The organism is Pseudomonas sp. GW101-3H06 (assembly GCF_059424605.1).
In genome coordinates, this window is record NZ_JBWKZO010000001.1 from 2,111,119 (window position 1) to 2,137,742 (window position 26,624).

General features: G+C 60.3%; 20 protein-coding genes and 1 other RNA gene. 11 read left to right on the forward strand and 10 right to left on the reverse strand.

Features of this window, described 5'->3' with window-relative positions; all coding sequences use genetic code 11:
- The first annotated feature begins 2 nt into the window (after positions 1-2).
- The 5 genes from smc (at position 3) to ffs (ending at position 8,600) form a co-directional block, all read left to right on the forward strand.
- The gene (gene smc / locus AC07ZE_RS09590; protein WP_207263715.1) at positions 3-3,491 is read left to right on the forward strand and encodes a chromosome segregation protein SMC; all 3,489 of its coding nucleotides are present in this window, start codon (positions 3-5) and stop codon (positions 3,489-3,491) included.
- A gap of 257 nt (positions 3,492-3,748) precedes the next feature.
- Positions 3,749-4,600, forward strand: coding sequence for a cell division protein ZipA (zipA, locus tag AC07ZE_RS09595; RefSeq protein ID WP_207263717.1), 852 nt, complete (start codon positions 3,749-3,751; stop codon positions 4,598-4,600).
- Between the two features lie 91 nt (positions 4,601-4,691).
- Positions 4,692-7,049: an NAD-dependent DNA ligase LigA gene (gene ligA, locus AC07ZE_RS09600; protein WP_207263719.1), complete on the forward strand. Its 2,358-nt coding sequence runs from the start codon at positions 4,692-4,694 to the stop codon at positions 7,047-7,049.
- 141 nt (positions 7,050-7,190) lie between these two features.
- Positions 7,191-8,357 (forward strand): zinc-binding metallopeptidase family protein, encoded by a 1,167-nt coding sequence (locus AC07ZE_RS09605; RefSeq protein ID WP_207263722.1) that lies wholly within the window; start codon positions 7,191-7,193, stop codon positions 8,355-8,357.
- A 146-nt stretch (positions 8,358-8,503) separates the two neighbouring features.
- Positions 8,504-8,600: signal recognition particle sRNA small type (ffs, locus tag AC07ZE_RS09610), an RNA gene on the forward strand.
- A gap of 167 nt (positions 8,601-8,767) precedes the next feature.
- Here the strand turns inward: ffs and AC07ZE_RS09615 are convergent.
- Complete coding sequence (locus tag AC07ZE_RS09615; protein WP_095197311.1) at positions 8,768-9,082, reverse strand: helix-turn-helix domain-containing protein; 315 nt, start codon at positions 9,080-9,082, stop codon at positions 8,768-8,770.
- Between the two features lie 290 nt (positions 9,083-9,372).
- Here AC07ZE_RS09615 and AC07ZE_RS09620 point away from each other — a divergent pair, with 290 nt between their 5' ends.
- Positions 9,373-11,073, forward strand: a complete 1,701-nt coding sequence (locus AC07ZE_RS09620) for a putative bifunctional diguanylate cyclase/phosphodiesterase (protein ID WP_207263724.1) — start codon at positions 9,373-9,375, stop codon at positions 11,071-11,073.
- 111 nt (positions 11,074-11,184) lie between these two features.
- Here AC07ZE_RS09620 and AC07ZE_RS09625 read toward each other — a convergent pair whose 3' ends face one another.
- Positions 11,185-11,925: a substrate-binding periplasmic protein gene (locus tag AC07ZE_RS09625; protein ID WP_207263732.1), complete on the reverse strand. Its 741-nt coding sequence runs from the start codon at positions 11,923-11,925 to the stop codon at positions 11,185-11,187.
- Between the two features lie 135 nt (positions 11,926-12,060).
- Here AC07ZE_RS09625 and dnaX point away from each other — a divergent pair, with 135 nt between their 5' ends.
- The 5 genes from dnaX (at position 12,061) to AC07ZE_RS09650 (ending at position 17,802) form a co-directional block, all read left to right on the forward strand.
- The gene (dnaX, locus tag AC07ZE_RS09630; RefSeq protein WP_207263734.1) at positions 12,061-14,136 is read left to right on the forward strand and encodes a DNA polymerase III subunit gamma/tau; all 2,076 of its coding nucleotides are present in this window, start codon (positions 12,061-12,063) and stop codon (positions 14,134-14,136) included.
- Between the two features lie 67 nt (positions 14,137-14,203).
- Positions 14,204-14,542: a YbaB/EbfC family nucleoid-associated protein gene (locus tag AC07ZE_RS09635; RefSeq protein WP_095197315.1), complete on the forward strand. Its 339-nt coding sequence runs from the start codon at positions 14,204-14,206 to the stop codon at positions 14,540-14,542.
- A gap of 261 nt (positions 14,543-14,803) precedes the next feature.
- Positions 14,804-15,838, forward strand: coding sequence for an NADPH-dependent curcumin/dihydrocurcumin reductase (gene curA / locus AC07ZE_RS09640; RefSeq protein ID WP_207263736.1), 1,035 nt, complete (start codon positions 14,804-14,806; stop codon positions 15,836-15,838).
- 75 nt (positions 15,839-15,913) lie between these two features.
- On the forward strand, positions 15,914-16,516 hold the full coding sequence (gene recR / locus AC07ZE_RS09645; RefSeq protein WP_095197317.1) for a recombination mediator RecR: 603 nt from the start codon (positions 15,914-15,916) through the stop codon (positions 16,514-16,516).
- A 137-nt stretch (positions 16,517-16,653) separates the two neighbouring features.
- Complete coding sequence (locus AC07ZE_RS09650) at positions 16,654-17,802, forward strand: acyl-CoA dehydrogenase family protein (protein ID WP_207263738.1); 1,149 nt, start codon at positions 16,654-16,656, stop codon at positions 17,800-17,802.
- A 138-nt stretch (positions 17,803-17,940) separates the two neighbouring features.
- On the opposite strand, the gene AC07ZE_RS09655 is transcribed toward AC07ZE_RS09650, so the two are convergent.
- The 8 genes from AC07ZE_RS09655 to ccoG form a co-directional block, all read right to left on the reverse strand.
- Positions 17,941-18,489, reverse strand: coding sequence for an adenine phosphoribosyltransferase (locus tag AC07ZE_RS09655; RefSeq protein ID WP_207263740.1), 549 nt, complete (start codon positions 18,487-18,489; stop codon positions 17,941-17,943).
- An 81-nt stretch (positions 18,490-18,570) separates the two neighbouring features.
- Positions 18,571-19,305: a fumarate/nitrate reduction transcriptional regulator Fnr gene (gene fnr / locus AC07ZE_RS09660; protein WP_095197320.1), complete on the reverse strand. Its 735-nt coding sequence runs from the start codon at positions 19,303-19,305 to the stop codon at positions 18,571-18,573.
- Between the two features lie 91 nt (positions 19,306-19,396).
- Positions 19,397-20,779, reverse strand: coding sequence for an oxygen-independent coproporphyrinogen III oxidase (gene hemN / locus AC07ZE_RS09665; protein ID WP_207267789.1), 1,383 nt, complete (start codon positions 20,777-20,779; stop codon positions 19,397-19,399).
- A gap of 192 nt (positions 20,780-20,971) precedes the next feature.
- Positions 20,972-21,655, reverse strand: coding sequence for a sulfite exporter TauE/SafE family protein (locus tag AC07ZE_RS09670; RefSeq protein WP_207263742.1), 684 nt, complete (start codon positions 21,653-21,655; stop codon positions 20,972-20,974).
- Positions 21,648-21,866: a cbb3-type cytochrome oxidase assembly protein CcoS gene (gene ccoS, locus AC07ZE_RS09675; protein ID WP_007933363.1), complete on the reverse strand. Its 219-nt coding sequence runs from the start codon at positions 21,864-21,866 to the stop codon at positions 21,648-21,650. Before ccoS ends, AC07ZE_RS09670 begins: the two co-directional genes overlap by 8 nt.
- A gap of 22 nt (positions 21,867-21,888) precedes the next feature.
- On the reverse strand, positions 21,889-24,339 hold the full coding sequence (locus AC07ZE_RS09680) for a heavy metal translocating P-type ATPase (protein WP_207263744.1): 2,451 nt from the start codon (positions 24,337-24,339) through the stop codon (positions 21,889-21,891).
- 157 nt (positions 24,340-24,496) lie between these two features.
- Positions 24,497-25,036: a FixH family protein gene (locus AC07ZE_RS09685; RefSeq protein WP_095197325.1), complete on the reverse strand. Its 540-nt coding sequence runs from the start codon at positions 25,034-25,036 to the stop codon at positions 24,497-24,499.
- 11 nt (positions 25,037-25,047) lie between these two features.
- Complete coding sequence (gene ccoG / locus AC07ZE_RS09690) at positions 25,048-26,463, reverse strand: cytochrome c oxidase accessory protein CcoG (protein ID WP_207263746.1); 1,416 nt, start codon at positions 26,461-26,463, stop codon at positions 25,048-25,050.
- Between the last annotated feature and the right edge of the window lie 161 nt (positions 26,464-26,624).

The window sequence follows — 26,624 nt, forward strand, 5'->3', positions numbered from 1 at the left end:
GCGTGCGTCTAAAGTGCATCAAGCTGGCGGGGTTCAAATCCTTTGTCGACCCGACCACGGTGAACTTCCCCAGTAACATGGCGGCGGTGGTCGGGCCCAATGGTTGCGGCAAGTCGAACATCATCGATGCCGTGCGCTGGGTAATGGGCGAGAGCTCGGCCAAGAACTTGCGTGGCGAGTCGATGACCGACGTCATCTTCAATGGCTCCACCAGTCGCAAGCCGGTGAGTCAGGCGAGTATCGAACTGGTGTTCGATAACTCCGACGGCACACTGCTCGGTGAATATGCGGCCTATGCGGAAATTTCCATTCGCCGCAAAGTGACCCGCGACAGCCAGACCACCTATTACCTCAACGGCACCAAATGCCGGCGCCGTGACATCACCGACATCTTCCTCGGCACCGGCCTGGGGCCGCGCAGTTATTCGATCATCGAGCAGGGGATGATCTCCAAGCTGATCGAGTCCAAGCCCGAAGACCTGCGCAACTTTATCGAGGAAGCGGCGGGCATCTCCAAGTACAAGGAGCGTCGGCGCGAAACCGAAAACCGCATTCGTCGAACCCATGAAAACCTGGAGCGACTGACTGACCTGCGTGAAGAACTGGAGCGTCAGCTTGAACGCTTGCACCGCCAGGCCGAGGCCGCCAGGAAGTACCAGGAATACAAGGGCGAGGAGCGTCAACTCAAAGCGCAACTGTCAGCCCTGCGCTGGCAGGATCTGAACGATCAGGTCGGCCAGCGTGAGGGGATCTTCGGCACCCAGGAAATCAGTTTCGAAGCCTTGGTGGCCGAGCAGCGCAATGCCGATGCCAGTATCGAACGCTTGCGGGACGGGCACCATGACCTGTCAGAACGCTTCAATCTGGTGCAGGGACGCTTCTATTCGGTCGGTGGCGATATCGCCCGGGTTGAGCAGAGCATTCAGCACGGTCAGCAGCGTTTGCGCCAGCTGCAGGACGATTTGAAAGAAGCCGAGCGCGCGCGCCTGGAAACCGAGTCGCACCTGGGCCATGACCGTACCTTGCTGCTGACCCTCGGTGAAGAGCTGGACATGCTCACCCCCGAGCTGGACGTCACCAGCGCCGCTGCCGAAGAAGCCGCCGCCGCACTTGAAGAATCCGAAACCACCATGCATGGCTGGCAGGAGCAGTGGGATACGTTCAACCTGACCGCCGCCGAGCCGCGGCGTCAGGCCGAAGTTCAGCAATCGCGAATCCAGCAGCTGGAAACCAGCCTTGAGCGTCTGGCCGATCGCCAGAAGCGTCTGGGTGAAGAGCGTGCCTTGCTTGCGGCGGACCCGGAGGACGCGGCGATCATGGAACTCAGCGAGCAACTCGCTGAATCCGAGGCGACCCTGGAAGATCTGCAGACCAGTGAAGAAGCTCAGGTCGAAAAGCTCGAGCAACTGCGCCAGCAATTGCAGCAAACCCTGTCGGCGCAGCAACAGGCCCAGGGTGATTTGCAACGGCTCAACGGGCGTCTGGCGTCGCTGGAAGCCTTGCAGCAAGCGGCCCTCGATCCAGGCACCGGTACTGCCGAGTGGCTGCGCGATCAACATCTGGCGGACCGCCCTCGGCTGGCCGAAGGTCTGAACGTTGAAGCCGGTTGGGAGCTGGCGGTGGAAACCGTGCTGGGTGCCGATCTGCAAGCGGTGCTGGTGGACGATTTCAACGCTTTCGATCTGTCCGGATTTACCCAGGGTGATCTGCGTTTGCTCAGTCCAGCCAGCGATGGCGTGCGTGTGCCGGGCAGCTTGCTCGACAAGGTCGAAGCGCAGATTGATCTATCGCCGTGGCTGGGTCAGGTCAGACCGGTCGAGAGTCTTGAGCAAGCCCTGGCCTTGCGTGGTCAGTTGGCCCCAGGGCAGAGCCTGATCAGCCGCGACGGTTATTGGGTCGGCCGGCATTTCCTGCGGGTGCGGCGTGCCAGCGAAGCGGAAAGCGGCGTTCTGGCCCGGGGGCAGGAAATCCAGCAGTTGAGCCTTGAGCGTGAAGAGCGTGAAGCTGCCGTCGAAGCCCTGGAAACCCAGCTTCAAAACCTGCGCGCGCAACAGCGCCAGCAGGAAAACGGTCGCGAACACTTGCGTCGATTGCTGCAAGACGAAGCCCGTCAGCAAGGTGAATTGAAAGCCCAATTATCGGCTGGCAAAGCCAAGGCCGAACAGTTGACCTTGCGCCGCACCCGACTCGATGAAGAACTCGCCGAGTTGAATGAACAGCGGGCGCTGGAGCACGAGCACATCGGCGAAGCGCGCCTGCAATTGCAGGAAGCCCTCGACAGCATGGCGCTGGACACCGAGCAGCGCGAGTTACTGTTGGCCCAGCGCGACAGCTTGCGCGAGCGGCTGGACCGGGTGCGTCAAGAAGCGCGGCAACACAAGGATCACGCCCATCAACTGGCGGTGCGCCTCGGCTCCCTGCGGGCGCAGCACGATTCGACGCGTCAGGCGCTGGAGCGACTGGAGATGCAGTCCGAACGCCTGACCGAAAAGCGTGAGCAGTTGAGCCTCAATCTGGAGGAGGGCGAGGCACCACTGGAAGAATTGCGCCTGAAACTTGAAGAGTTGCTCGACAAGCGCATGACCGTCGACGAAGAACTCAAGACCGCGCAGATCGCTCTCGAAGACGCCGACCGCGAACTGCGCGACGCCGAGAAGCGCCGCAGCCAGGCCGAGCAGCAATCGCAGTTGATCCGCAGTCAGCTCGAACATCAGCGCATGGAATGGCAAGCCCTGACCGTGCGACGCAAAGCCTTGCAGGACCAGTTGCTAGAAGACGGTTACGATCTGCATGGCGTGCTCGCCACGCTGACCGCCGAGGCCAGCGAAAAGGCCGCTGAAGAAGAACTTGAACGCATAGCGGCACGGATTGCGCGCCTCGGTGCGATCAACCTCGCGGCCATTGACGAATACCAGCAACAATCCGAGCGTAAACGTTATCTGGATGCGCAAAACGACGATCTGGTGGAAGCGCTTGAGACACTGGAAAACGTGATTCGCAAGATCGACAAGGAAACCCGCAACCGCTTCAAGGATACCTTTGATCAGATCAATGGCGGTTTACAGGCGCTTTTCCCAAAAGTTTTCGGTGGAGGTCGCGCGTATTTGGAACTGACGGGCGAAGATCTACTCGATACAGGGGTGACGATCATGGCGCAGCCGCCCGGAAAGAAGAACAGCACCATCCATTTGCTCTCCGGGGGCGAAAAGGCCCTGACGGCATTGGCCCTGGTTTTTGCGATCTTCAAGTTGAACCCGGCGCCGTTCTGCATGCTCGACGAGGTTGACGCGCCATTGGATGACGCTAACGTGGGACGCTACGCACGGCTGGTCAAGGAGATGTCGCAGACGGTGCAGTTCATCTATATCACCCACAACAAGATCGCCATGGAAATGGCCGAACAATTGATGGGGGTGACGATGCACGAGCCTGGTTGTTCGCGACTGGTGGCAGTGGATGTCGAGGAGGCGATGGCGATGGTGGATGCCTGATTTGTATCTGTAGGATGGATACTACGGGCTTATAGGACTTTTTTACTTGTCCTGACTTGCTGGCCAATCGACATATTCGCTGAAGCCATAGTGACAGACGGTGTAAAGTTGCCTTTGGTCGTGCTAGTTTAATGTCAATTTTTCGTATACGTGGGCAAAACGCCTGTCAGAACATAGAGTTGGCGCCACGTTTTAAAGCGGTTTACAGGTTGTAAACCCCTTATTTTTCAGCATTTTTTATAGAGGCACGGGATTACATGGAAATCGGTCTGCGCGAGTGGCTGATCGTCATCGGCATTATTGTCATTGCCGGTATTCTTTTTGATGGCTGGCGCCGCATGCGCGGCGGCAAGGGAAAACTGAAATTCCGTCTTGACCGAAATCTGTCCAACCTGCCGGACGAGGACACCAGCGCCGAGCTGTTGGGCCCGTCCCGCGTGCTGGACAACCACAAGGAACCGCAGCTGGACGAGCAGGATCTGCCGTCGGTGAGCATGCCGGCACGCGAGCCTCGTGAATCGGGTTCCAAGCGTGGCAAGCGTGGTGGCGAGCCGTCCCAGGGCGATATGAATCTGAGTCTCGATCTGGATGGCGGCCCAAGCTTCAGCAGCCGCGACGATGATTTCGTCGAAGACACCAAGGCTTCGCCTTCGGTCAGCGACAAAGAACAGCCACAAGCTGAAGAAGTGTTGGTCATCAGCGTGATTTGCCGCGATGCGGCAGGTTTCAAAGGCCCGGCGCTGTTGCAGAATATTCTGGAAAGCGGTTTGCGCTTTGGCGAAATGGACATCTTCCATCGTCACGAAAGCATGGCGGGTAATGGCGAAGTGCTGTTCTCCATGGCCAACGCGGTCAAACCAGGGGTTTTCGATCTGGATGACATCGACCACTTCAGCACACCGGCGGTGAGCTTTTTCCTGGGGCTGCCAGGCCCGCGCCATCCGAAGCAGGCCTTCGATGTGATGGTGGCGGCGGCGCGCAAGCTGTCGCAAGAACTCAACGGCGAACTGAAAGACGATCAGCGCAGCGTACTGACCGCGCAGACAATCGAGCACTACCGTCAGCGCATCGTTGAGTTCGAGCGTCGCGCACTGACCCAGAAGCGTTGATTCAAAAGATTGTCCCTGCGCCCGGCGCGGGACGATCGGCAAAATAGATTGAGCAGCCTCGGCTGCTCTTTTGCTTTATGAGAGAACACCCATGACCGCCGCCAAAAACCGCATTCTAGAGCTTCGTGCCGAGCTGGATCTGCACAACTATCGCTATCACGTGCTGGACGAGCCGAGCATCCCGGACGTCGAGTACGATCGGTTGTTCAATGAGCTCAAGGCGCTTGAAGCCGCCAATCCGGAATTGATCACCAGCGACTCGCCAACCCAGCGGGTGGGCAGTGCGGCGTTGTCGGCATTCACCCAAGTGCGCCACGAAGTGCCGATGCTCAGCCTCGGCAACGCTTTCGAAGAAACCGACATGCGCGAATTCGATCGCCGGGTAACGGAGGGGCTGGACCTGCCGGCCGGCGACCTGTTCGGTGGCGGTGCGGCGGTTGAATACAGTTGCGAACCCAAACTCGATGGCCTGGCGGTCAGCCTGTTGTATCAGGAGGGTGTGCTGGTGCGTGGTGCTACGCGAGGCGACGGCACCACTGGTGAAGACATCAGTGTCAACGTACGTACCGTGCGTAACATCCCGCTCAAGCTGCACGGTACGGGCTGGCCGGCGACCCTGGAGGTGCGCGGCGAAGTGTTCATGTCCAAGGCTGGATTCGAGCGGCTCAATGCCACACAGCTGGAAGTCGGCGGCAAGACGTTTGCCAACCCGCGCAATGCGGCGGCGGGCAGTCTGCGCCAACTGGATTCGAAGATCACCGCCAATCGGCCACTGGAATTCTGCTGCTACGGGATCGGCCAGGTGTCTGCGGACATCGCCGACACGCACATCGGCAATCTGCAGCAGCTCAAAGCCTGGGGCCTGCCAATCAGCCATGAGTTGAAACTGGCGAACGGCATTGATGCATGCCTGGATTACTACCGCGACATCGGCGAACGTCGCGACGCGTTGCCCTATGAAATCGACGGCGTGGTGTTCAAGGTCAACAGCATCGCCTCTCAGCGTGAGCTGGGTTTCCGCGCCCGCGAACCGCGCTGGGCCATCGCCCATAAATTCCCGGCCATGGAAGAGCTCACCGAATTGCTCGACGTGGAATTCCAGGTCGGCCGCACCGGTGCGGTTACGCCAGTGGCACGCCTGAAACCGGTCAAGGTCGCGGGTGTCACCGTGGCCAACGCGACGCTGCACAATATGGATGAGGTGGCGCGTCTGGGGCTGATGATCGGCGACACGGTGATCATTCGCCGCGCCGGTGACGTGATTCCGCAAGTGGTGCAAGTGGTCACCGAGCGGCGTCCGGAAAACGCGCGGCCGGTGCAGATACCGGAGCAATGCCCGGTCTGCGGTTCCCATGTCGAACGCACGCAACTGGTCAAGCGCAGCAAGGGGCGCGAGACGGTCAGCGAAGGCGCGGTGTATCGCTGTGTCGGGCGATTGGCCTGCGGGGCACAACTCAAGCAGGCGATCATTCACTTCGTTTCCCGTCGGGCGATGGACATCGAAGGCCTGGGTGACAAGAGCGTCGAGCAACTGGTGGATGAGGGACTGGTGAGTTCGCCTGCTGATCTCTATGCCTTGAAGTTCGAGGATATTGTCGATCTGGAGGGCTTTGCCGAACTGTCGAGCCGGAAGCTGCTCGCTGCCATCGAGGACAGCAAGAAACCGGGCCTGGCGCGCTTCATCTACGCCCTCGGGATTCCCGATGTCGGCGAAGAGACGGCCAAGGTACTGGCGCGCTCCCTGGGCTCGCTGGAGCGAGTGCAGCAGGCGCTGCCGCAAGTGCTGACGTACTTGCCGGATGTCGGCCTGGAAGTGGCCCATGAGATTCACAGTTTCTTTGAGGATGCGCATAACCAGCAAGTCATCGCCGATCTGCTCAAGCACGGCTTGCAGATTCAGGATCAGGGCGAACTGGGCGCCGAATTTGCCGCCAGCACTACCCTCGGTGGTTTCCTCGACAAGCTGCACATTCCTTCGGTCGGGCCGGGCGGGGCGCAGAAGCTGGCCGACAGATTCGGTTCGTTGCAAGGAGTGATCGACGCTGACTGGCTGGACATGCGCCAGGCGCTGCCGGAGAAGCAGGCCAATTCGGTTCGCGAGTTTTTTGCCGTCGAGGACAATCGCCTGCTTGCGGTCGCGGCCGAAAAGCAATTGGCCGATTTCGGTATGCACTGGCACAGCGAAAAGAAAGTCGTGGAAGGTTTGCCGCTGGCCGGTCAGACCTGGGTGCTGACCGGTTCCCTGGAGTTGATGAGCCGCGATGTGGCCAAGGACAAGCTCGAAAGCCTCGGCGCCAAGGTCGCCGGCTCGGTATCGGCCAAGACCCATTGCGTGGTGGCAGGGCCGGGGGCGGGGTCGAAGTTGACCAAGGCCAATGAGCTGGGGCTCAAGGTGCTGGATGAAGAGGCGTTTGTCGGGTTCCTGAAGGATCACGGCATTTCGATCTGACGTCATTTGCAAGCCCGTTCCCACAGTTACTTTGTGGGAGCGAGCCTGCTCGCGAAGGTGATTTCAACAGCCCCGCAAAAAACGGGAACGATCACCTCTCGGGAATGATCTAGTCTTGGCAAGCCCCAGGGAGAGATCGCCATGTACCGGTTCTTCGAACAGCTCAGCTCGCGCATCGCCGCGCCTTTCATGGGTGAAAGCTCGCGCAACAGCAAGGTTTGGCCCTGTCGTTGCGGGCAGTCGCTGTTCTTTCGCAACAGTCAGTGCCTGGCCTGTTCGGCAGTCTTGGGCTATCAGCCGCAGCAGAGTCGCTTGTCCTCTCTGCAGCCGGGTGTGCAATCGGATACCTGGACACTTGATGTCGATCCCGACGCCGGCCTGTTTCGCCGCTGCGCCAACCTCGATTCCCCTGCCGCCTGCAATTGGCTGCTGCGCGCCAATGATCAGGACGCCTTGTGCATCGCCTGTAGCCTGAATCGCACCATTCCCGATCTATCGATCACCGAGAACCACGAACGCTGGCGCAAGGTGGAAACCGCCAAGCGACGCCTGATCGCGCAGTTGATCAGCCTGGGTCTGCAGGTAATCCCCAAGACGGTAGACGAAGAGACGGGGCTGGCCTTCGACTTCATGGGTGTGGACCTCGAAGGCAAGCCGCCCACCACAGGCCATGCCAATGGCCTGATCACCCTTGATATCAAAGAAGCCGATGACGCCCATCGCGAACAGGTACGGGTGCAGATGCACGAACCCTATCGCACGTTGCTCGGGCATTTTCGGCACGAAGTCGGGCACTACTACTGGGACCGGTTGATTGCCAATACCGATTGGCTGGAACCGTTTCGCGGGCTGTTCGGCGATGAGCGCGCCAGCTATGCCGACGCCCTGGAGCGGCATTATCAGCAAGGCGCTCCGCTTGACTGGCAGCAGCACTGCGTCAGCGCCTACGCCACCATGCACCCTTGGGAAGACTGGGCGGAAACCTGGGCGCACTACCTGCACATGATGGACGCGGTAGATACGGCATTGGGGTTTGGCATGAGTGCCCGGGAAATGGACTTCGACTACCAGCCATTTCCGCTGGATACCCTCTACGATTCGCAGCATCCCGGCGGCGCGGCGTTTCTCTCCTTCGTCAATGCCTGGATCGAGCTGGCCGGCATGCTCAATGAACTGTCGCGCAGCATGGGGCAGCCGGATTTTTATCCCTTTGTGCTGCCACCGGCGGTGATCGCCAAGCTGCACTTCATTCATCTGGTCATCCAGCGCGAGGGCGGCAGGGCGGATGAGGTCGTACAGGACCTGTGAAGGCGGGCCGCAGGCCGTGATCTTTCAGGCGTTCTGCATGTCCTTGAAGCAGCTATATTTTTTAATCCGCCCGAACGGTTGTAACTTCGTCTCAGATAGGTACAATGGCGCGGCTCGCCGACAGGTGAGCGTCGTTATGGTGACCCCATCGGTCCCCCCGCAACGATCAGCCGTGAACCCGGTCAGGCCTGGAAGGGAGCAGCCGCAGCGGTGACATTGTGTGCCGGGGTGTGGCTGGTGGGGTCGCCACCTTAACGCCAAGCGAGTCCTCTCTCGCGTTATCCGAATTTTAATTGCGCTGCCATGGAGTTTGTCCATTGCGGTTTTTGTCGCTTCCAGTTTGTGTAGCGACATAAAAAGGAGTCCGATCTGTCAGTGCGACAAGTCGGCCTCCTTTTTCTTTTCTGGCATCAAGGCTTGGACAAGGCCTGGTCAACCGCTGCGATCAGCTTTCCCAGATCCTTCGGGGTGGCTTTATGTATGACACCGAACAGATACGCCCGCTGTTCATCTTCATCGCCCGGATCGACGAAAAAGGCTTTCAGCTTCACGCCCAGCACATTGGCAAGCAAGAACAGTACATCCACGCTGGGGGTGTAGGTGCCGGTTTCGAAGCGGCTGATGGTTTTGGGGTCAAAACCGGTTCTTTCGCCAAGTTCAGCCTGAGTAAGCCCCGCGACCTTGCGGTAGCGCCGAATGGCCGGACCCAAACTTGAAATTTGCATCGCTCAATTCCCATTCAGAATCAAGAACTTAACGATAGATTTTTGCATTAGACAACTGCATGATCCATCACCTTGCTTTGCAAAATGTGATGTGTTTCGTAGAATCGCCGCCCAAAAGGGTGGTTTAGTGACTTGTTCCAGCAAGTTCGAACAATGCGAGTGAGCCATTATCGCGCCCCCTCGCAGGGTTGTGAGAGCCCGAGCTTGTCACTGAAGCCTTGCAAAATATTACCAGTATTGGTGCTGCTGCCTTAAACGGGTCCCACCGCCAGCAAAAGCGAGTCTGACTCATGGATGAGAAGTACCGCAGGGCCGTGGATGCCGCCGCGATTTTTTCCGAGACCGATCCGACCGGTCGGATTACCCACGTCAACGATCAATTCTGCGCGATCTCCGGCTACAGCCGTGAGGAGCTGCTCGGGCAAAACCATCGCCTGCTCAATTCCGGCATGCACTCGGCCGAGTTCTTCGCCGGAATGTGGCGCACTATTGCCTTGGGCAATGTCTGGAAGGGCGAAATCTGCAACCGCGCGAAGGATGGCAGCCTGTATTGGGTCGAAAGCACCATGGTGCCGGTGCTCGATAAAACCACAGGACGCATCGAGCGTTATTTATCGATTCGTTTCGATATCAGCGAAAAGCGTCAACTGCTGCATTCCCTGCAATGGCGGGTCGGACATGACGTGCTGACCGGGTTGCCCAATCGCGCGTTTCTCTCGGATTTGTTGGACCAGGCGCTGGAAATCTCGCGGCAGGAAAACATCCCGCTGGCGGTGTGCATGCTCGATCTCGATGGTTTCAAGGCCGTCAACGACGGCTACGGGCATGCCAGCGGCGATCTGTTATTGGTGGAAGTTTCCAAACGATTGCGTGGCATCCTGCGTGGCGAAGATGTGGTGGCGCGACTGGCCGGTGACGAGTTCGTACTGGTGCTGCGTTACGTGCGCGACTTGCCGGAATTGCACGCGGCGCTGAACCGGGTGCTGGAAGCGATCTGCGCGCCTTATTCGCTCAGTGGCAAGGACATCAATGTGTTTGCCAGCATCGGCGTCACGTTGTTCCCCCATGATAATGAAGATGCCGAAACGCTGTTGCGCCACGCCGATCAGGCGATGTACGTGGCCAAGCAGAGTGGTCGCAAGCGCTTTCATTTATTTGATGTGTCCCGGGATCGAGAGGTCAAGGCCACCCACCAGACGGTCGAGCAGGTGCGTCAGGCGCTGGCTTGCGACGAGTTGCGGCTGCATTTCCAGCCCAAGGTCGACATGCGTCGTGGTGAAGTCGTCGGTTTCGAGGCGTTGCTGCGCTGGCAGCATCCGCAAAATGGCATCGTACCTGCCCGTGAGTTTTTACCGGTGGTCGAAGAGACCGACCTGATCGTTGATATCGGTGAGTGGGTGATGGATCAGGTGCTGGCGCAGATGGAGCAATGGCGGCACGCCGGGCATGACTGGCCGGTGAGCGTCAACATCGCGGCGCGGCATTTTCAGCGGGCGGATTTTGTCGAACGGCTCAAGGGTGTGCTGGCAAGGCATGTCGGGGTTGCGCCGCAACGGCTGGACCTGGAAATTGTCGAGTCGGTCGCCATCGAGAACATCCAGCATGTGAGCGACTGCTTGCAGGCCTGTCAGGCGCTGGGGGTGCAGTTCTCATTGGGGGATTTCGGCACGGGCTATTCGTCCCTGAGCTATCTCAAGCGTCTGCGCACCCAAACCATCAAGATCGATAAATCTTTTGTGCGCGACATCCTGCATGACCGTGACGACCTTGCGCTGACTACCGCGATCATTGGCCTGGCGCGGGCATTCGGGCGGCAGGTGATTGCCGAAGGGCTGGAAAGCGTCGAGCATGGGGAGTTGCTGCTGCAGCTGGGTTGCGAAGTGGCTCAGGGATACTTCATTGCGCGGCCGATGCCGCCCGTGGAAGTGCCGGGTTGGGTGGCAGGGTTTGTTGCGCCGCCCCAGTGGCGGTCATTGGATCAAACTGCTTGAAAGGGTAACGAAGACCAAATGTGGGAGCGGGCTTGCTCGCGAAGAGGGAGTATCAGTCGATATTATTGTGCCTGACACACCGCTTTCGCGAGCAAGCCCGCTCCCACAGAATTACGGCTTGCCACCAATATAAAGTCGAATGATGTCATCAATCTCCCCGGACATTTTCATGCGCACCAACGTACGCAGAATCCGTTGTACCGGCACCTTCGGATCATTGCGTACATAGCAACCGACGCTTTGCTTCTGCAGCACCGCCACACTTTGCAGTTGTCGGCCCGGCAACAGCCGCTGATTGAACCAGTCCAGCGTCCATTGATTGCTGACGGCATAGCGATTGCGCCCGGCGTGAAGTTTTTCCAGCACCTGCTCCTGGTTGCGGGCGTCGTCGCGTTGCAGCTGATTGGCATCGAACAATGGTTGCAGGGTCGGGTAGCTGTAGCCGAGCACAGTGCCGATGGACTGTCGCGGCAAGTTCTGCGGTTTCACCGAAGTCTGCGGGGCAGGGCGGCTGATCAGTAAATCAGGTTGAGTGAAGAGCGGAATACTCCAGAGATAGTCGCCGGACGGGTTCGGCAACCAGGATTGCGCGGCATAACAGCGGACATCGACCTCGCCATGCTCCATGGCACTTTGCACGCGCCCTCGGGGCAAAACGTGGAACTGCGCCGGGACGCCAACCTGGGTCGCGAGGCTGAGCATCACGTCATACAAAATGCCCTGGGTCGGCCGGCCATGTTCAAGCTGCACCATCGGCATCGCCCAACTGTCAGGCACCACAAAGCGCAACGGCGCTTGCGCGGCGACGCCATTCAGGCTGAACGACAGCAGTGCAACCAAGGCCAGCCGCATAAACGCTCCGCTTTCTTCCAAACAAAAAGCCTGCAAAACGTAGCTTACCCAGATTAGACGAGCGCACCGGATGCAATTTTGGCCTTGCTCCGCTAGCATTAGCCGCTTCTGCTTCTTTCGTTGCGATGGTTTTCGATGAGTTATCAGGTTCTTGCACGTAAATGGCGTCCGCGCTCGTTCCGCGAAATGGTCGGCCAGACCCATGTGCTCAAGGCTCTGATCAATGCCTTGGATAGCCAGCGGCTGCACCACGCCTACCTGTTTACCGGGACGCGCGGGGTCGGCAAGACCACCATCGCGCGGATCATCGCCAAATGTCTGAACTGTGAAACAGGTATCACTTCCACGCCCTGTGGCGAGTGTTCGGTATGCCGCGAGATCGATGAGGGCCGTTTCGTCGACCTGATTGAGATCGACGCCGCCAGCCGCACCAAGGTCGAGGATACCCGCGAGCTGCTCGACAACGTGCAATACGCGCCGAGCCGTGGGCGCTTCAAGGTCTACCTGATCGACGAAGTGCACATGCTCTCCAGCCATTCCTTCAATGCGCTGCTCAAAACCCTTGAAGAGCCGCCACCCTACGTCAAGTTCATCCTGGCCACCACCGACCCGCAGAAACTTCCTGCAACGATTCTCTCGCGGTGCCTGCAGTTCTCCCTGAAGAACATGACGCCGGAGCGGGTGGTCGAGCATTTGACCCACGTGCTGGGTGTCGAGAACGTGCCGTTTGAAGACGATGCCCTGTGGTTGCTGGGCCGCGCCGCCGACGGTTCGATGCGCGATGCCATGAGTCTCACCGACCAGGCGATTGCCTTTGGTGAAGGCAAGGTCATGGCCGCCGATGTGCGGGCGATGCTCGGGACCCTCGATCACGGTCAGGTCTATGACGTTCTGCATGCGTTGATCGAAGGCGATGCCAAGGCGTTGCTCGAAGCGGTCCGTCATCTGGCCGAACAGGGTCCGGACTGGAACGGCGTGCTCTCGGAAATTCTCAACGTGCTGCACCGTGTCGCCATCGCCCAGGCCTTGCCCGAGGGTGTCGACAACGGTCATGGCGACCGTGATCGGGTATTGGCACTGGCCCAGGCCCTGCCAGCCGAAGACGTGCAGTTTTACTACCAGATGGGGCTGATCGGTCGTCGCGACTTGCCGCTGGCGCCGGACCCGCGAGGCGGCTTCGAAATGGTGCTGTTGCGCATGCTTGCGTTCCGGCCCGCCGACACCGCGGACGCCCCGAGGCAACCGCTAAAGCCAGTGGGGATCAGCCAGGCCACAGTTGATTCCGCCAAATCCGTGGCTGCCGCGCCCGTAGTTGCGCCGGTAGTCGCTGCGGCAGTTGCACCCGTCGTACCTGCGCCAGTCGTCACACCGGAGCCTGCGCCCGTGTCTGAACCGGTTGTGCCGCAGGTGATCGCGCAGGCGGTGGTCGAGCCAGTGGTGGTCGAAGAAGTCGTCGACCTGCCGTGGAACGACCCGGTCGAGCCGGCCCCGGTCCAGCAGCCGGCGGTCGAGCCCGTGCTGGAAACCGCCGCTGAACAACCCGAATTACCGCCGATGCCGTTGCCGACGCCGGACAGCGCGGTACCGGACGCTCCAGAGTGGGCCGCGGCGCCGATCCCTGAGCCGACCGTGGCCGAAGTCGATGCCGCCACACCGGGCATGGACCTGGACGACGAGCCGCCGCTGGACGAGGACTACATCGAGCCGGACATGGACTCGGCTTACAGCTACCTGGATGAGTTGGCCAGCGAACATGCCGCCGAGCCGACACCGGAGCCCGAGCCTGAGCCTGCCGCCGCGCCGGCTACGGGGTTGGCCCTGCAATGGCTGGAACTGTTCCCGAAACTGTCGATCTCCGGCATGACCGGCAGTATCGCCGCCAACTGCACTTTGATCGCCGTGGATGGCGACCATTGGCTGTTGCACCTGGACCCGGCCCACAGCGCCCTGTTCAACGCCACGCAACAGCGTCGCCTCAACGATGCGTTGAACCAGTATCACGGGCGAACCCTGACCCTGACCATGGAACTGATCAAACCCGAGCAGGAGACCCCGGCCCAGGCGGCGTCGCGCCGTCGTGCCGACCGTCAGCGCGAGGCCGAGGAATCGATCCACGGCGATCCGTTCATCCAGCAAATGATGCAGCAGTTCGGTGCGGTGATCCGTAACGATACTATTGAACCTGTCGAAGCCCTGGTCAGTCAGGGCTAATAACTGAAGGCGTGCGGCCACAAGCACCGGGCGCCGTTTTAATCCAAGTACTTTTGAGGTGAATACCATGATGAAAGGTGGCATGGCCGGCCTGATGAAGCAGGCGCAGCAGATGCAGGAAAAAATGGCCAAGATGCAGGAAGAGCTGGCCAACGCCGAAGTCACCGGTAAAGCCGGTGGCGATATGGTCACCGTGGTGATGACCGGTCGTCATGACGTCAAGAGCGTGAGCATCGACCCAAGTCTGGTTGAAGGCATGAGCGAAGACGACAAGGAAATGCTGGAAGCCGTTGTCGCTGCCGCCGTTAACGATGCGGTGCGCAAGATCGAAGCCAACAGCCAGGAAAAAATGGGCAGCATGACTGCCGGCATGCAACTGCCACCGGGCATGAAACTGCCGTTCTGATTCGCCAAAGCGCTTCGGATGGGCTACATGAAAGTGCCAGGCATTGCGCCTGGCATTTTTATTTCCAGCTGTTGGAAATGCATAGCCTGTTAAATCGCCTTCGCGAGCAGGGTTGCTCCCACAGGTGATCGAATTCCAATGTGGGAGTGAGACTGCTCGCGAAGCAGACAACCCGGTCTTAAAGTTGAAACATCGAACACCGCACTGCCACAAAGGTCTGCTCCCCATACCCCGAACTCATCGACCAAAGGAGACGCTGACATGTCCGATCCATTGACCCTCAACCAACGCATCGTCCTGGCCTCGCGCCCGGTCGGCGCGCCGACGCCGGAGAACTTTCGCCTGGAACGGGTCGCGCTACCCGATCTGGCGGACGGTCAGGTGTTGCTCAAAACCCTTTATCTGTCGCTGGACCCGTACATGCGCGGACGCATGAGTGATGCACCGTCCTATGCAACCCCGGTGGAAATCGGCGAGGTGATGACCGGCGGCGCGGTCAGTCGGGTCGAGCGCTCGCTCAACCCCAAGTTTCAGGAAGGCGATCTGGTGGTCGGTGCCACGGGCTGGCAAAGCCACAGCATCAATGACGGTCGCAGCATCATGCCGATTCCCTCGACGCTGCCCAGCCCGTCCATGGCCCTGGGCGTCCTGGGCATGCCGGGCATGACCGCCTATATGGGGTTGATGGACATCGGTCAACCCAAGGCCGGTGAAACCCTGGTGGTGGCGGCTGCATCCGGTGCGGTGGGCTCGGTGGTTGGCCAAGTCGCGAAGATCAAGGGCTTGCGGGTTGTCGGTGTGGCGGGGGGCGCGGACAAGTGCCGCTACGTGGTCCAAGAGCTGGGTTTTGATGCCTGCATCGACCACAAGAGCCCGGACTTCGTCGATGAACTGGCTCGAGCGTGCCCCCAAGGTATCGACATCTATTACGAAAACGTCGGTGGCAAGGTGTTCGACGCAGTCGTGCCGTTACTCAACCCCAAGGCGCGGATTCCGCTGTGTGGCCTGATTGCTTCCTACAACGCCAGCGATGCGCCGAGCGGACCGGATCGCCTGCCGCAATTGCAGCGCACGCTGCTGACCAAGCGCGTGCGGATTCAGGGCTTTATCGTGTTCGACGATTACGGCGACCGTCAGCCTGAGTTCGCCAGCGCCATGGCGCCGTGGGTGCGCGACGGCAAGGTGAAATTCCGCGAAGATGTGGTCGATGGCCTGGAAAATGCGCCCCAGGCGTTTATCGGCCTGCTGGAAGGACGCAACTTCGGCAAACTGGTGGTGCGGGTCGCCCAGAATTAATTGATGCTGCAATTTGACGCTTAACAGAGGCGCGGGTATAAACCGCGTCTCGTTGTTTTGTCGGATTTTTCCCCCATGAGCTTCAGCCCTTTGATTCGCCAACTGATCGATGCCTTGCGCGTTTTGCCAGGTGTGGGTCAGAAAACCGCCCAGCGCATGGCGTTGCAGTTGCTCGAGCGCGATCGTAGCGGCGGCTCGCGACTGGCGCAGGCCCTGAGCCAGGCCATGGAAGGGGTCGGCCATTGCCGTTTGTGCCGCACGCTGACCGAAGATGATCTTTGCCCGCAGTGCGCCGATACCCGGCGCGACGATACGCTGCTCTGCGTGGTGGAAGGACCGATGGATGTCTACGCCGTGGAGCAGACCGGTTTTCGCGGTCGCTATTTCGTACTCAAGGGGCACCTGTCGCCCCTCGATGGCCTGGGCCCGGAAGCCATCGGCATTCCTCAGTTGATGGCGCGGATCGAGGAAGCGGGTACGTTCACCGAGGTGATCCTCGCCACCAACCCGACGGTGGAAGGGGAAGCCACGGCGCACTACATCGCCCAGTTGCTCAGCAGCAAAGGCCTGATCGCTTCGCGCATTGCCCATGGCGTGCCGCTTGGGGGTGAGCTGGAGCTGGTGGATGGCGGGACACTGGCGCATTCGTTTGCGGGGCGTAAGCCGATTTCGCTTTAGTTTGTGTGTCGTCTGTTATGACGCCTTCGCGAGCCTGCTCGCGAAGAGTGCGCCTCGGCCCTCTGATTCAAACAATCCTGTTGAAAACCAAGCAAGCGCTCGGTTAACTTCGCTGAACCCTTCAGTGGAGTTCGCCGATGCCTGCCTTTCAGGAATACTTCGATCCCAGCCACCAATTGGTCCGCGACAGCGTCAGACGATTCGTCGAGCGCGAAATTCTTCCTGACATCGATCAGTGGGAAGAAGCTGAAAGCTTTCCCCGTGAGCTTTACCTCAAGGCTGGCGCGGCGGGGATTCTCGGGATCGGTTACCCGGAAACGCTCGGCGGGAGCCATGAGGGTGATTTGTTCGCCAAGGTTGCCGCCAGCGAAGAGCTGATGCGCTGTGGTTCAGGTGGCCTGGTGGCGGGGCTGGGGTCGTTGGATATCGGTCTGCCGCCGATTCTCAAATGGGCCAGGCCACAAGTCCGTGACCACGTCGTGCCACGGGTGTTGTCCGGCGAAAAGATCAGCGCCCTGGCCGTCACCGAACCCGGCGGCGGTTCCGACGTCGCCAACCTGCAAACCCGCGCCGTGCGTGACGGCGATGTTTACCGGGTCAGCGGCAGCAAAACCTTTATCACCAGTGGCGTACGCGCGGATTACTACACGGTCGCGGTGCGCACCGGTGAGCCGGGTTTCGCGGGCATCAGCCTGTTGTTGATCGAGAAGGGCGCCCCCGGTTTCACCGTGGGGCGGCAGTTGAGGAAAATGGGCTGGTGGGCATCGGACACCGCCGAGCTGTTCTTCGATGATTGCCGCGTGCCGGTGGGCAATCTGATCGGCAGCGAGAACATGGGCTTTGCCTGCATCATGGGCAATTTCCAGAGCGAACGCCTGGCGCTGGCCCTGATGGCCAACATGACGGCGCAGCTGGCCCTGGAGGAAAGCCTGAAATGGGCACAGGCGCGTGAGGCCTTCGGCAAGCCCATCGGCAAGTTTCAGGTGATCAAGCACCGCCTCGCCGAAATGGCCACAGAACTGGAAGTCTCAAGGGAATTCACCTACAGGCAGGCGGCGAAAATGGCTGCGGGGCAGAGTGTGATCAAAGAGATCTCCATGGCCAAGAATTTCGCCACCGACACGGCGGACAGGATTACCCACGACGCGGTGCAGATCCTGGGCGGAATGGGCTACATGCGCGAGAGTCTGGTGGAGCGGCTGTACCGGGATAACCGGATACTTTCGATCGGGGGCGGGACGCGGGAAGTGATGAACGAAATCATCAGCAAGCAGATGGGGCTTTGAGATTTGCGGTGTGACTACTGACGCTTTCGCGAGCAGGCTCGCTCCCACAGGGGCGCTTCGGCGTACACATATTTTGCGTATGACAAAAGTCGACTGTAGGAGCTGGCTTGCCGGCGATGACGTCAGTACAGACGTTACTTACTTGTCGGTAAGGGCGAACTGAGTCAGGCAGAACGTCGCAATCCCCATATCTTCGAGACGCTGCGATCCACCCAACTCCGGCAAATCAATGATCGCCGCCGCTTCATGAACCCGGGCGCCCATGCGGCGAATCAGGTTCGCTGCCGCAATCAGGGTGCCGCCCGTGGCGATCAGGTCATCGAACATCACCACCGAGTCGCCCTCGCACAGGCTGTCGGCGTGCACTTCGAGAAAGGCTTCGCCGTACTCGGTCGCATAGCCTTCGGCCAGGACATCGGCCGGTAGTTTGCCTTGCTTGCGGAACAGCACCAGCGGTTTGTTCAGCTGATAGGCCAATACCGAACCGATCAGAAAGCCACGGGCGTCCATGGCGCCGATATGGGTGAAATCGGCTTCGACATAACGATGGGCGAAGCTGTCCATCACCAGGCGCAAGGCCGTGGGCGACTGGAACAGCGGAGTGATGTCGCGAAAAATCACACCCGGCTTGGGGAAGTCGGTCACGGGGCGGATAAGGGCTTTGATGTCGAAAGAGTCGAAGGCCATCGTTGGGGGTGTCCTGGCAGGGCTGCAAACGACGCATTATAACGGCGGCTGACCCCTTATGCTCAGCCGCAACATCTTGAATCAGCCCTCGATCGAACCACCCGCCAAAGCGCACAGCTGGATCGGGTCAAGGATGCGGATTTCCTTGCCTTCGGCGGCGATCAGCTCGTTCTGCTGGAAGCGCGTGAACACCCGCGACACGGTTTCCACCGCCAGGCCCAGATAGTTGCCGATTTCGTTGCGCGACATGCTCAGGCGGAACTGATTGGCCGAGAAGCCCCGGGCGCGGAAACGTGCCGACAGGTTGACCAGGAAGGTGGCGATGCGTTCGTCGGCGGTCTTTTTGGACAGCAGCAGCATCATCTGTTGGTCATCACGAATCTCGCGACTCATCACCCGCATCAACTGACGGCGCAACTGCGGCAATTGCAGGGCCAGTTCGTCGAGGCGTTCGAAGGGAATTTCACAGACCGAAGTGGTTTCCAGTGCCTGTGCCGAGACAGGGTGCTTTTCGGTGTCCATGCCCGACAGGCCGACCAGTTCGCTCGGCAGGTGGAAGCCGGTGAGCTGTTCCTCACCGGCATCGCTCAGGTTGAAGGTCTTGAGAGCGCCGGAGCGTACCGCGTAAACGGAGTCGAAAGTGTCGCCCTGGCGGAACAGAAACTCACCTTTTTTCAACGGGCGGCCACGTTTGACGATTTCGTCCAGCGCATCCATGTCTTCCAGATTCAGCGAAAGCGGCAAACACAGCGGGGCCAGGCTGCAATCCTTGCAATGGGCCTGGTTATGAGCGCGCAGTTTTACTGGCTCGGACATTTCTTCAATCCTTGTGGGAGAACACACATAAGACGTAAGGGTAACTCAGCAGAGTATACCGGGGCCAGTGCATGGCGCTTTTGTCGCACCACTAGATCACCCGTGAAAACCGCTGGCGGGCGTGGTGTTCCAGGTACGCATCGAACACCATGCACACCGAGCGCACCAGCAAGCGTCCGGCCGGCAACACAGTGATTTTTTCGCGATCCAGCTCAATCAGGCCGTCCTTGGCCATGCTCTGCAATTGCGGCCAAAGTTCGCCGAAATAGCCTTGAAAATCGATGTTGAAGGCTTGTTCGATTTGGGCGAACTCCAGACTGAAATCGCAGATCAACTGTTGTATCACAGCACGCCGAAGGCGGTCATCGGCGTTGCACAACAAGCCGCGGCTGGTGGCCAGTTGCGCAGAGTCCAACGCGTTCTGGTACTGGTTCAAGTCGCTGCTGTTCTGGCAGTACAAGTCGCCGATCTGGCTGATGGCGGATACGCCCAAGCCGATCAGATCGCAATGCCCGTGGGTGGTGTAACCCTGAAAGTTGCGTTGCAGGGTCGATTCTTCCTGGGCAATCGCCAGTTCATCGTCAGGCAGGGCGAAGTGATCCATGCCGATGTAGCGGTAACCGGCGCCGGTCAGTTGTTCGATGGTGCGCTGCAGCATTTCCAGCTTCTGCGCTGGCGTCGGCAACTCATCGCTGTTGATCCGCCGTTGCGGCATGAAGCGTTCCGGCAGGTGCGCGTAGTTGAAGACCGAGAGCCGGTCCGGTTGCAGGCGGATGACTTCTTCCACGGTGTGGGCGAAATTATCCGGGGTCTGTCTCGGCAAGCCGTAGATCAGGTCGATGTTGATCGAACGAAATTGCAGGGTGCGGGCGGCGTCGATCACCGCGCGGGTTTCCTCCAGGCTTTGCAGGCGATTGACTGCGCGCTGCACGGCTGGGTCGAGGTCTTGCAGGCCGATGCTGACCCGATTGAAGCCCAGTTCGCGCAACAGGCCCATGGTCGACCAGTCGGCTTCACGAGGGTCGATTTCGATGCCGTAGTCGCCGGAATCGTCATCCAGCAAATGGAAATGCTTGCGCAGGTGCGCCATCAGCTGGCGCAGTTCGTCGTGGCTGAGAAACGTCGGCGTGCCGCCACCAAAGTGCAGTTGCTCGACCTTTTGCGCGTGATCGAGATGGCAGGCGATCAGCTGGATTTCCTGTTCCAGGCGCTGCAGGTAGGGCAGGGCGCGGCCACGATCCTTGGTGATGACTTTGTTGCAGGCGCAGTAATAGCAAATGTTCGCGCAGAACGGCACGTGGACATACAGCGACAACGGGCGCTGGGCCTTGCGGCTGTCGCGCAGGGCGTGGAGCAGGTCGAAGGTACCGACCTGGCCATGGAACTGCATGGCGGTCGGATAGGACGTGTAGCGCGGTCCCGCCAGGTCATAACGGCGGATCAGATCGGTATCCCAACGAATGGCGTCGAGCATCATGCGGGCATCCCCCGGAATAGGCTGGCAGTGGCGGCCAGTCTAGGGGGCGGGAGGTGTGGGGATCTTGATTTGCATCAAGGTCGGGATCTGTGGCGTTGGTGCGGACCTCTTCGCGCGCAGGCTCGCTCCCTCATTTGGAATGCGCTCCCCTGTGGGAGCGAGCCTGCTCGCGAAGGGCGCACCGCCGATCTAATGCCCCATGAGCCAATGCTGATGCGGCCCCGGCAAGGTCCAGATACCGAACAGTATCACCAGCAATCCACCGGTCATGCGCACGCTGCGTTTGCGCAACAATGCCGTCACCCGTTCCGCCGCCAGCCCTGTGGCAAGCAGGACCGGCCAGGTGCCGAGGCCGAATGCCAGCATCAGTAATGCGCTGTCCAGTGCATTGCCCTGGCTGGCCGACCACAGCAAGGTGCTGTAAACCAGACCGCAAGGCAGCCAGCCCCAGAGCGTTCCCAGAAGCAGTGCGCGGGGGACGTTCGACACCGGCAGCAGTTTGTTGGCCACCGGCTGGATATGCCGCCACAGCCCGCGTCCTACGCTTTCGATGCGCGTCAGCCCACTCCACCAGCCCGCCAGGTACAGACCCATGACAATCAGTAATAGTCCAGCGAACACGCGCATGAACAGCGCCGCCGGGCTGTTGGCCACCGCCCAGCCGGCCAGGCCGATCAACAGGCCGGCGGCGGCATAGCTGAGGATTCGCCCGAGGTTGTACGCCAGCAGCAGGCGAAAGCGGCGGCTGCGTTGCTCTTTGGGGATCGCCAGGGTCAGTGCGCCCATCAAGCCGCCACACATGCCCAGGCAATGACCACCACCGAGCAGACCGAGAATCACCGCAGACACCAGCAACGGCGCCAATTCAAGCATGGGGTGGGGCCTTGTCGTCGGGTTTGGCCGGATGGCCGCTGGCCTCATCGACGGCGGCGGTGTGCTTCGGATCCTGATCATCGAACAGGATGCTGTGGGCCGGGCCGTCGAGGTCATCGTACTGACCGCTGTCGACCGCCCAGAAGAAGATGTAGATAGCGATGGCCACGATCAGCAGCGCGGCCGGGATCATCACGTAAAGAGCTGGCATCTGGACTCCATGCCCGCGCGGCTCAGGCCGGCAGCGGACGGGTTTCTGGCGTGGTACCGACAGCCGGCGCGCTCGGCAGGCGAGTCAGGCGCAGGGCGTTGAGCACCACGGTCAACGAACTGATGGACATGCCGACCGCAGCCCACACCGGCGTGATCCAGCCGAGGGCGGCGAACGGCAACATGAGGCCATTGTACAGCGCCGCCCACAGCAGGTTCTCGATGATTACCCGACGAGTGCGCCGGGCCAGGCTGAAGGCTTGCACCAGTGCATCGAGGCGATTGGACAGCAACACAGCGTCGGCGCTGGTTTTTGCCAGATCGGTGGCCGAGCCCATGGCGACACTGATGTCAGCGGCGGCCAACACTGGCACATCGTTGACCCCGTCCCCGAGCATCAACACCTTGCGACCTTGCTGATGCAGCTGTTGCAGAACCTTTAATTTGTCATCGGGGCGCAAGCCGCCGCGGGCTTCGTCGATACCCAGTTCGGCGGCGACACTGGCGACCATCGGCGAGCTGTCACCCGACAGCAACAATGTGCGCCAGCCACGTGCCCTGCAGGCGGCCAGCAGGGCCGGGGCATCGACGCGCAAGCGGTCATCGAGCACGAACCAGGCCAGGGGGCCTTGTTGGTCGCCGAGCAGCAGCCATTGGCCAGGCTCATCCGGCATCGATGGCACGATGGCACCGCTGAGTTCACAAACAAACCCGGCTTGGCCGATGCGCAGGCGCTGTTCGCCGACCCGTCCTTCAAGGCCGAGGCCCGGCGTGCTGTGGACGTCTTCGGCCGCCAGTGGCGCGCGACCGAAGGCGCGGGCGATCGGGTGTTCGGAGCGGTTTTCCAAAGCGGCGGCCAGACTCAGGCATTGATCGCTGTCGAGGGGGCCGAAGGGGCGGATCGAGCGCAGCGCCAGACGTCCTTCGGTGAGGGTGCCGGTCTTGTCGAAAATCACCGTGTCGATCTGATTCAGGCCTTCGAGCACATGGCCACGCGTCAGCAGCAAACCGAGTTTGTGCAGGGTGCCGGTGGCGGCGGTGAGCGCGGTGGGTGTCGCCAGGGAGAGGGCGCAGGGACAGGTCGCAACGAGCATCGCCAGCACAATCCAGAAGGCTCGCGACGAGTCCAGCTCCCACCACAAAAGGCCAATACAGGCGGACGCGATCAGCGTCAGCAGCAGGAACCATTGCGCGGCGCGGTCGGCGATTTGCGCCAGTCGTGGTTTTTCCGCCTGGGCACGATCCAGCAAACGGACTATGGCGGACAGGCGCGTGTCCTGGCCGAGCGCCTGGACTTGCACGGTCAGCGCGCCTTCGACGTTCAGGGTGCCTGCAGTGACGGCGTCGCCTGGCGTACGGGGTTGCGGCAGGTATTCGCCAGTCAGCAGCGACTCGTCAATGCTCGACTGGCCGTCGAGGATCTTGCCATCAGCCGGGAGGATTGCGCCCGGGTGCACCAGCACCTGGTCGCCCACCCGCAGTTCGCTGAGCAGGATCCGCTCGCTCTGGCCGTCGCCGCTCAGGCGCAGGCAGGAGGCCGGTAGCAGGTTGACCAACTGCGCGGTGGCGGCGGCGGTGCGTTCCCGGGCGCGGCGCTCCAGATAACGCCCGGCCAACAAGAACAGCGCAAACATGCCGACCGCATCGAAATACAGTTCGCCGACGCCGGTGATGGAGGTCCAGATCCCGGCGATGTAGGCACTGCCAATGGCCAGCGACACCGAAACGTCCATCGTCAGGTGACGGGTGCGCAGGTCGCGCATGGCGCCCTTGAAGAACGGCGCGCAGCTGTAGAACACGATCGGGGTGGTGAGGAACAGCGCGACCCAGCGCAGGATCGCGTGCAGCTCAGGGCTGAGGTCGATGTTGAATTCCGGCCAGGTGGCCATGGTTGCCATCATCGCCTGGAACCACAACAGACCGGCCACGCCGAGCTGGCGCAATGCCAGGCGGTTCTCGCTGGCCAATTGTTCGCTGGCACGGTCGGCTTGATAAGGGTGGGCGGCGTAGCCGATCTGGCGCAGCTCGCTGAGCACTTGACTGAGCGGCAACTGCGCATCCGCCCAGCGTACGTGCAAGCGATGGTTGGACAGGTTCAGTCGTGCCTCGGCCACTGCCGGCAGGGCGCGCAGACGTTTCTCGATCAACCAGCCGCAGGCGGCGCAACTGATGCCTTCCATCAGCAGCGTGGTTTCGGCCAGTTCGCCTTCATGGCGGACAAAGGGTTGCTGGACATCGGCGCGATCGTACAGCGCCAGTTCATCCACCAATTGCACCGGCAGCGCTTCGGGGTTGGCCGACGCTTCGCTGCGATGCTGGTAATAGCTTTCCAGCCCGCCCGCGACTATCGCCTCGGCCACAGCCTGGCAACCCGGACAGCAGAATTCGCGGGTTTGCCCCAGGACCGCCGCTGTGAAACGGCTGCCGGCCGGGACGGGCAGGGCGCAGTGGTAGCAGGGGGTTGGGGTGGTCATTGGATATTCACTGGTACCGCTGAATCCGGGTCATCAGAAAGGGCCTCTTCGCGAGCAGGCTCGCTTGCACATGGATCATCGGTGTACTCAAACATCAAGCACGACAGTGATCAACGGTGGGAGCGAGCCTGCTCGCGAATGCGCGAAGCGCAGCTTTTTACTTCTTCAGGTCTTCCGCACCCTGCAACGGTTCATCACCGAGCAGCAGGTCTTTGTCATGGCTGACCAGTTCTTCCTCGAACATGCGCCATATGTGATCGTCCTGAGTTCCCAGCAATTCGACAAAGCGACGGCCTTCGATCTTGTCGCTCAACTGACCGATGTAGCGGCCCTGTTCGGTTTCGCTGCGGGTCAGGACGATCTTGCGGTCCTTTTCCGGCTGGGTCGGCGAAATCAGGTTCAGCTCAAGGGTTTTCGGTTGGCTGTTGCCGTTCAGACGCAGATCGACTTCGCCGGTCACGTCATCCAGGTGAACGCTGGCGCGCATCAACAGGGTCTGCGCCAGCAGTTCACGGTCGAGGGAGCGGTTGATGCCTTTGCCGGCCTCGTAGTAGTTGTCGTTGACCAGATTGTCCGGGTTGTTCACCGCGATGGTCACCATGGACAAGGTCAGGGTCACCGAGCAGGCCAGGATCCCGATGATGATCCATGGCCAAAGGTGCTTGTACCAGGGACTTGCGGCAGTTGCTGCGGGCATGATCACTTCTCTCAACGATTTTGTGGGCCGATGAATCGGCTCTTGGCTTCAACGTGAATGCTGGCGTCGTCGGCATCCTTGAGGATGAATTTCACCTCGTTGGTGCTCGATGGCAGGTGTTCCGGGGCCACGGACAACTCGGCCGGCTGGCTGACGATATCGCCGGCTGCGACCTTGATCTCGCGCCTGCCTTGCAGCTTGAGGTCCGGCAGGCCGGTGGCTTCCAGCACATAGGTGTGGTCGCGCTGATCCTTGTTCATGATCTTCAGGCTGTAGACGTTTTCAATCCGGCCCTCGGCGTTTTCGCGGTACAGCACACGGTCCTTGCTGACGTCGAAACCCACCAGCGAGCGCATGAAGAACGCGGTCACCAGCAGGCTGATCATTGCCAGCAACACCACGGCATAGCCAATCAGACGCGGACGCAGTTTATGGGTTTTCTGGCCGGACAGGTTGTGTTCGGTGGTGTAGCTGATCAGGCCGCGTGGGTACTCCATCTTGTCCATGATGGCGTCGCAGGCATCGATGCAGGCGGCGCAGCCGATGCATTCGATTTGCAAGCCGTCACGGATGTCGATGCCGGTCGGGCAGACCTGGACGCACATGGTGCAGTCGATGCAGTCGCCCAGGCCCTGAGCCTTGTAGTCGATGCCTTTCTTGCGTGGGCCACGGCCTTCACCACGACGCGGGTCGTACGAAACGATCAAGGTGTCCTTGTCGAACATCACGCTCTGGAAGCGCGCATACGGACACATGTAAATACACACCTGCTCGCGCAGCCAGCCGGCGTTGCCGTACGTGGCGAGGGTGAAGAAGCCGACCCAGAAATAGGACCAGCCATCGGCCTCGCCGGTGAAGAAGTCGATGGTCAGCTCACGGATCGGTGAAAAGTAGCCGACGAAGGTCATGCCGGTCACGAAACCGATCAGCAGCCACATTGTGTGTTTGCTGAACTTGCGCAGGAATTTGTTGGCGCTCATCGGCGCCTTGTCGAGCTTGATGCGTTGGTTGCGGTCGCCTTCGGTGACCTTTTCACACCACATGTAAATCCAGGTCCAGACGCTCTGCGGACAGGTATAACCACACCAGACCCGGCCTGCATACACCGTGATGAAGAACAGACCGAATGCGGCAATGATCAACATGCCCGACAGCAGGATGAAGTCCTGTGGCCAGAAAGTAGCGCCGAAGATGAAGAATTTCCGCTCCGGCAGGTTCCACCAGACAGCCTGGTGACCACCCCAGTTCAGCCAGACCGTACCGAAATACAACAGGAACAGCACAGCACCACCGGCGATCCGCAGATTGCGGAAAATACCGGTGAAGGCACGGGTGTAGATCTTTTCTCGAGAGGCGTAGAGGTCGACGGTGTTGTTCCCGTTTTTGGCGGGCGGGGTAACGTCGTGTACCGGAATCTGGTTGCTCATCGGTTGCATCCCACGGCAGTGGAAAAATGCCTCGGTCAGTGCGTGCCGACCGCGGTCAAAAAGGGGTGTTGCAGTGGCGCAATGATACGCCTGTCGCTCTAGCCCAAGGGTGCGACCTTTGGTCACGTTGGTGGAAATCAACTGACCGTGTAATGACCTGT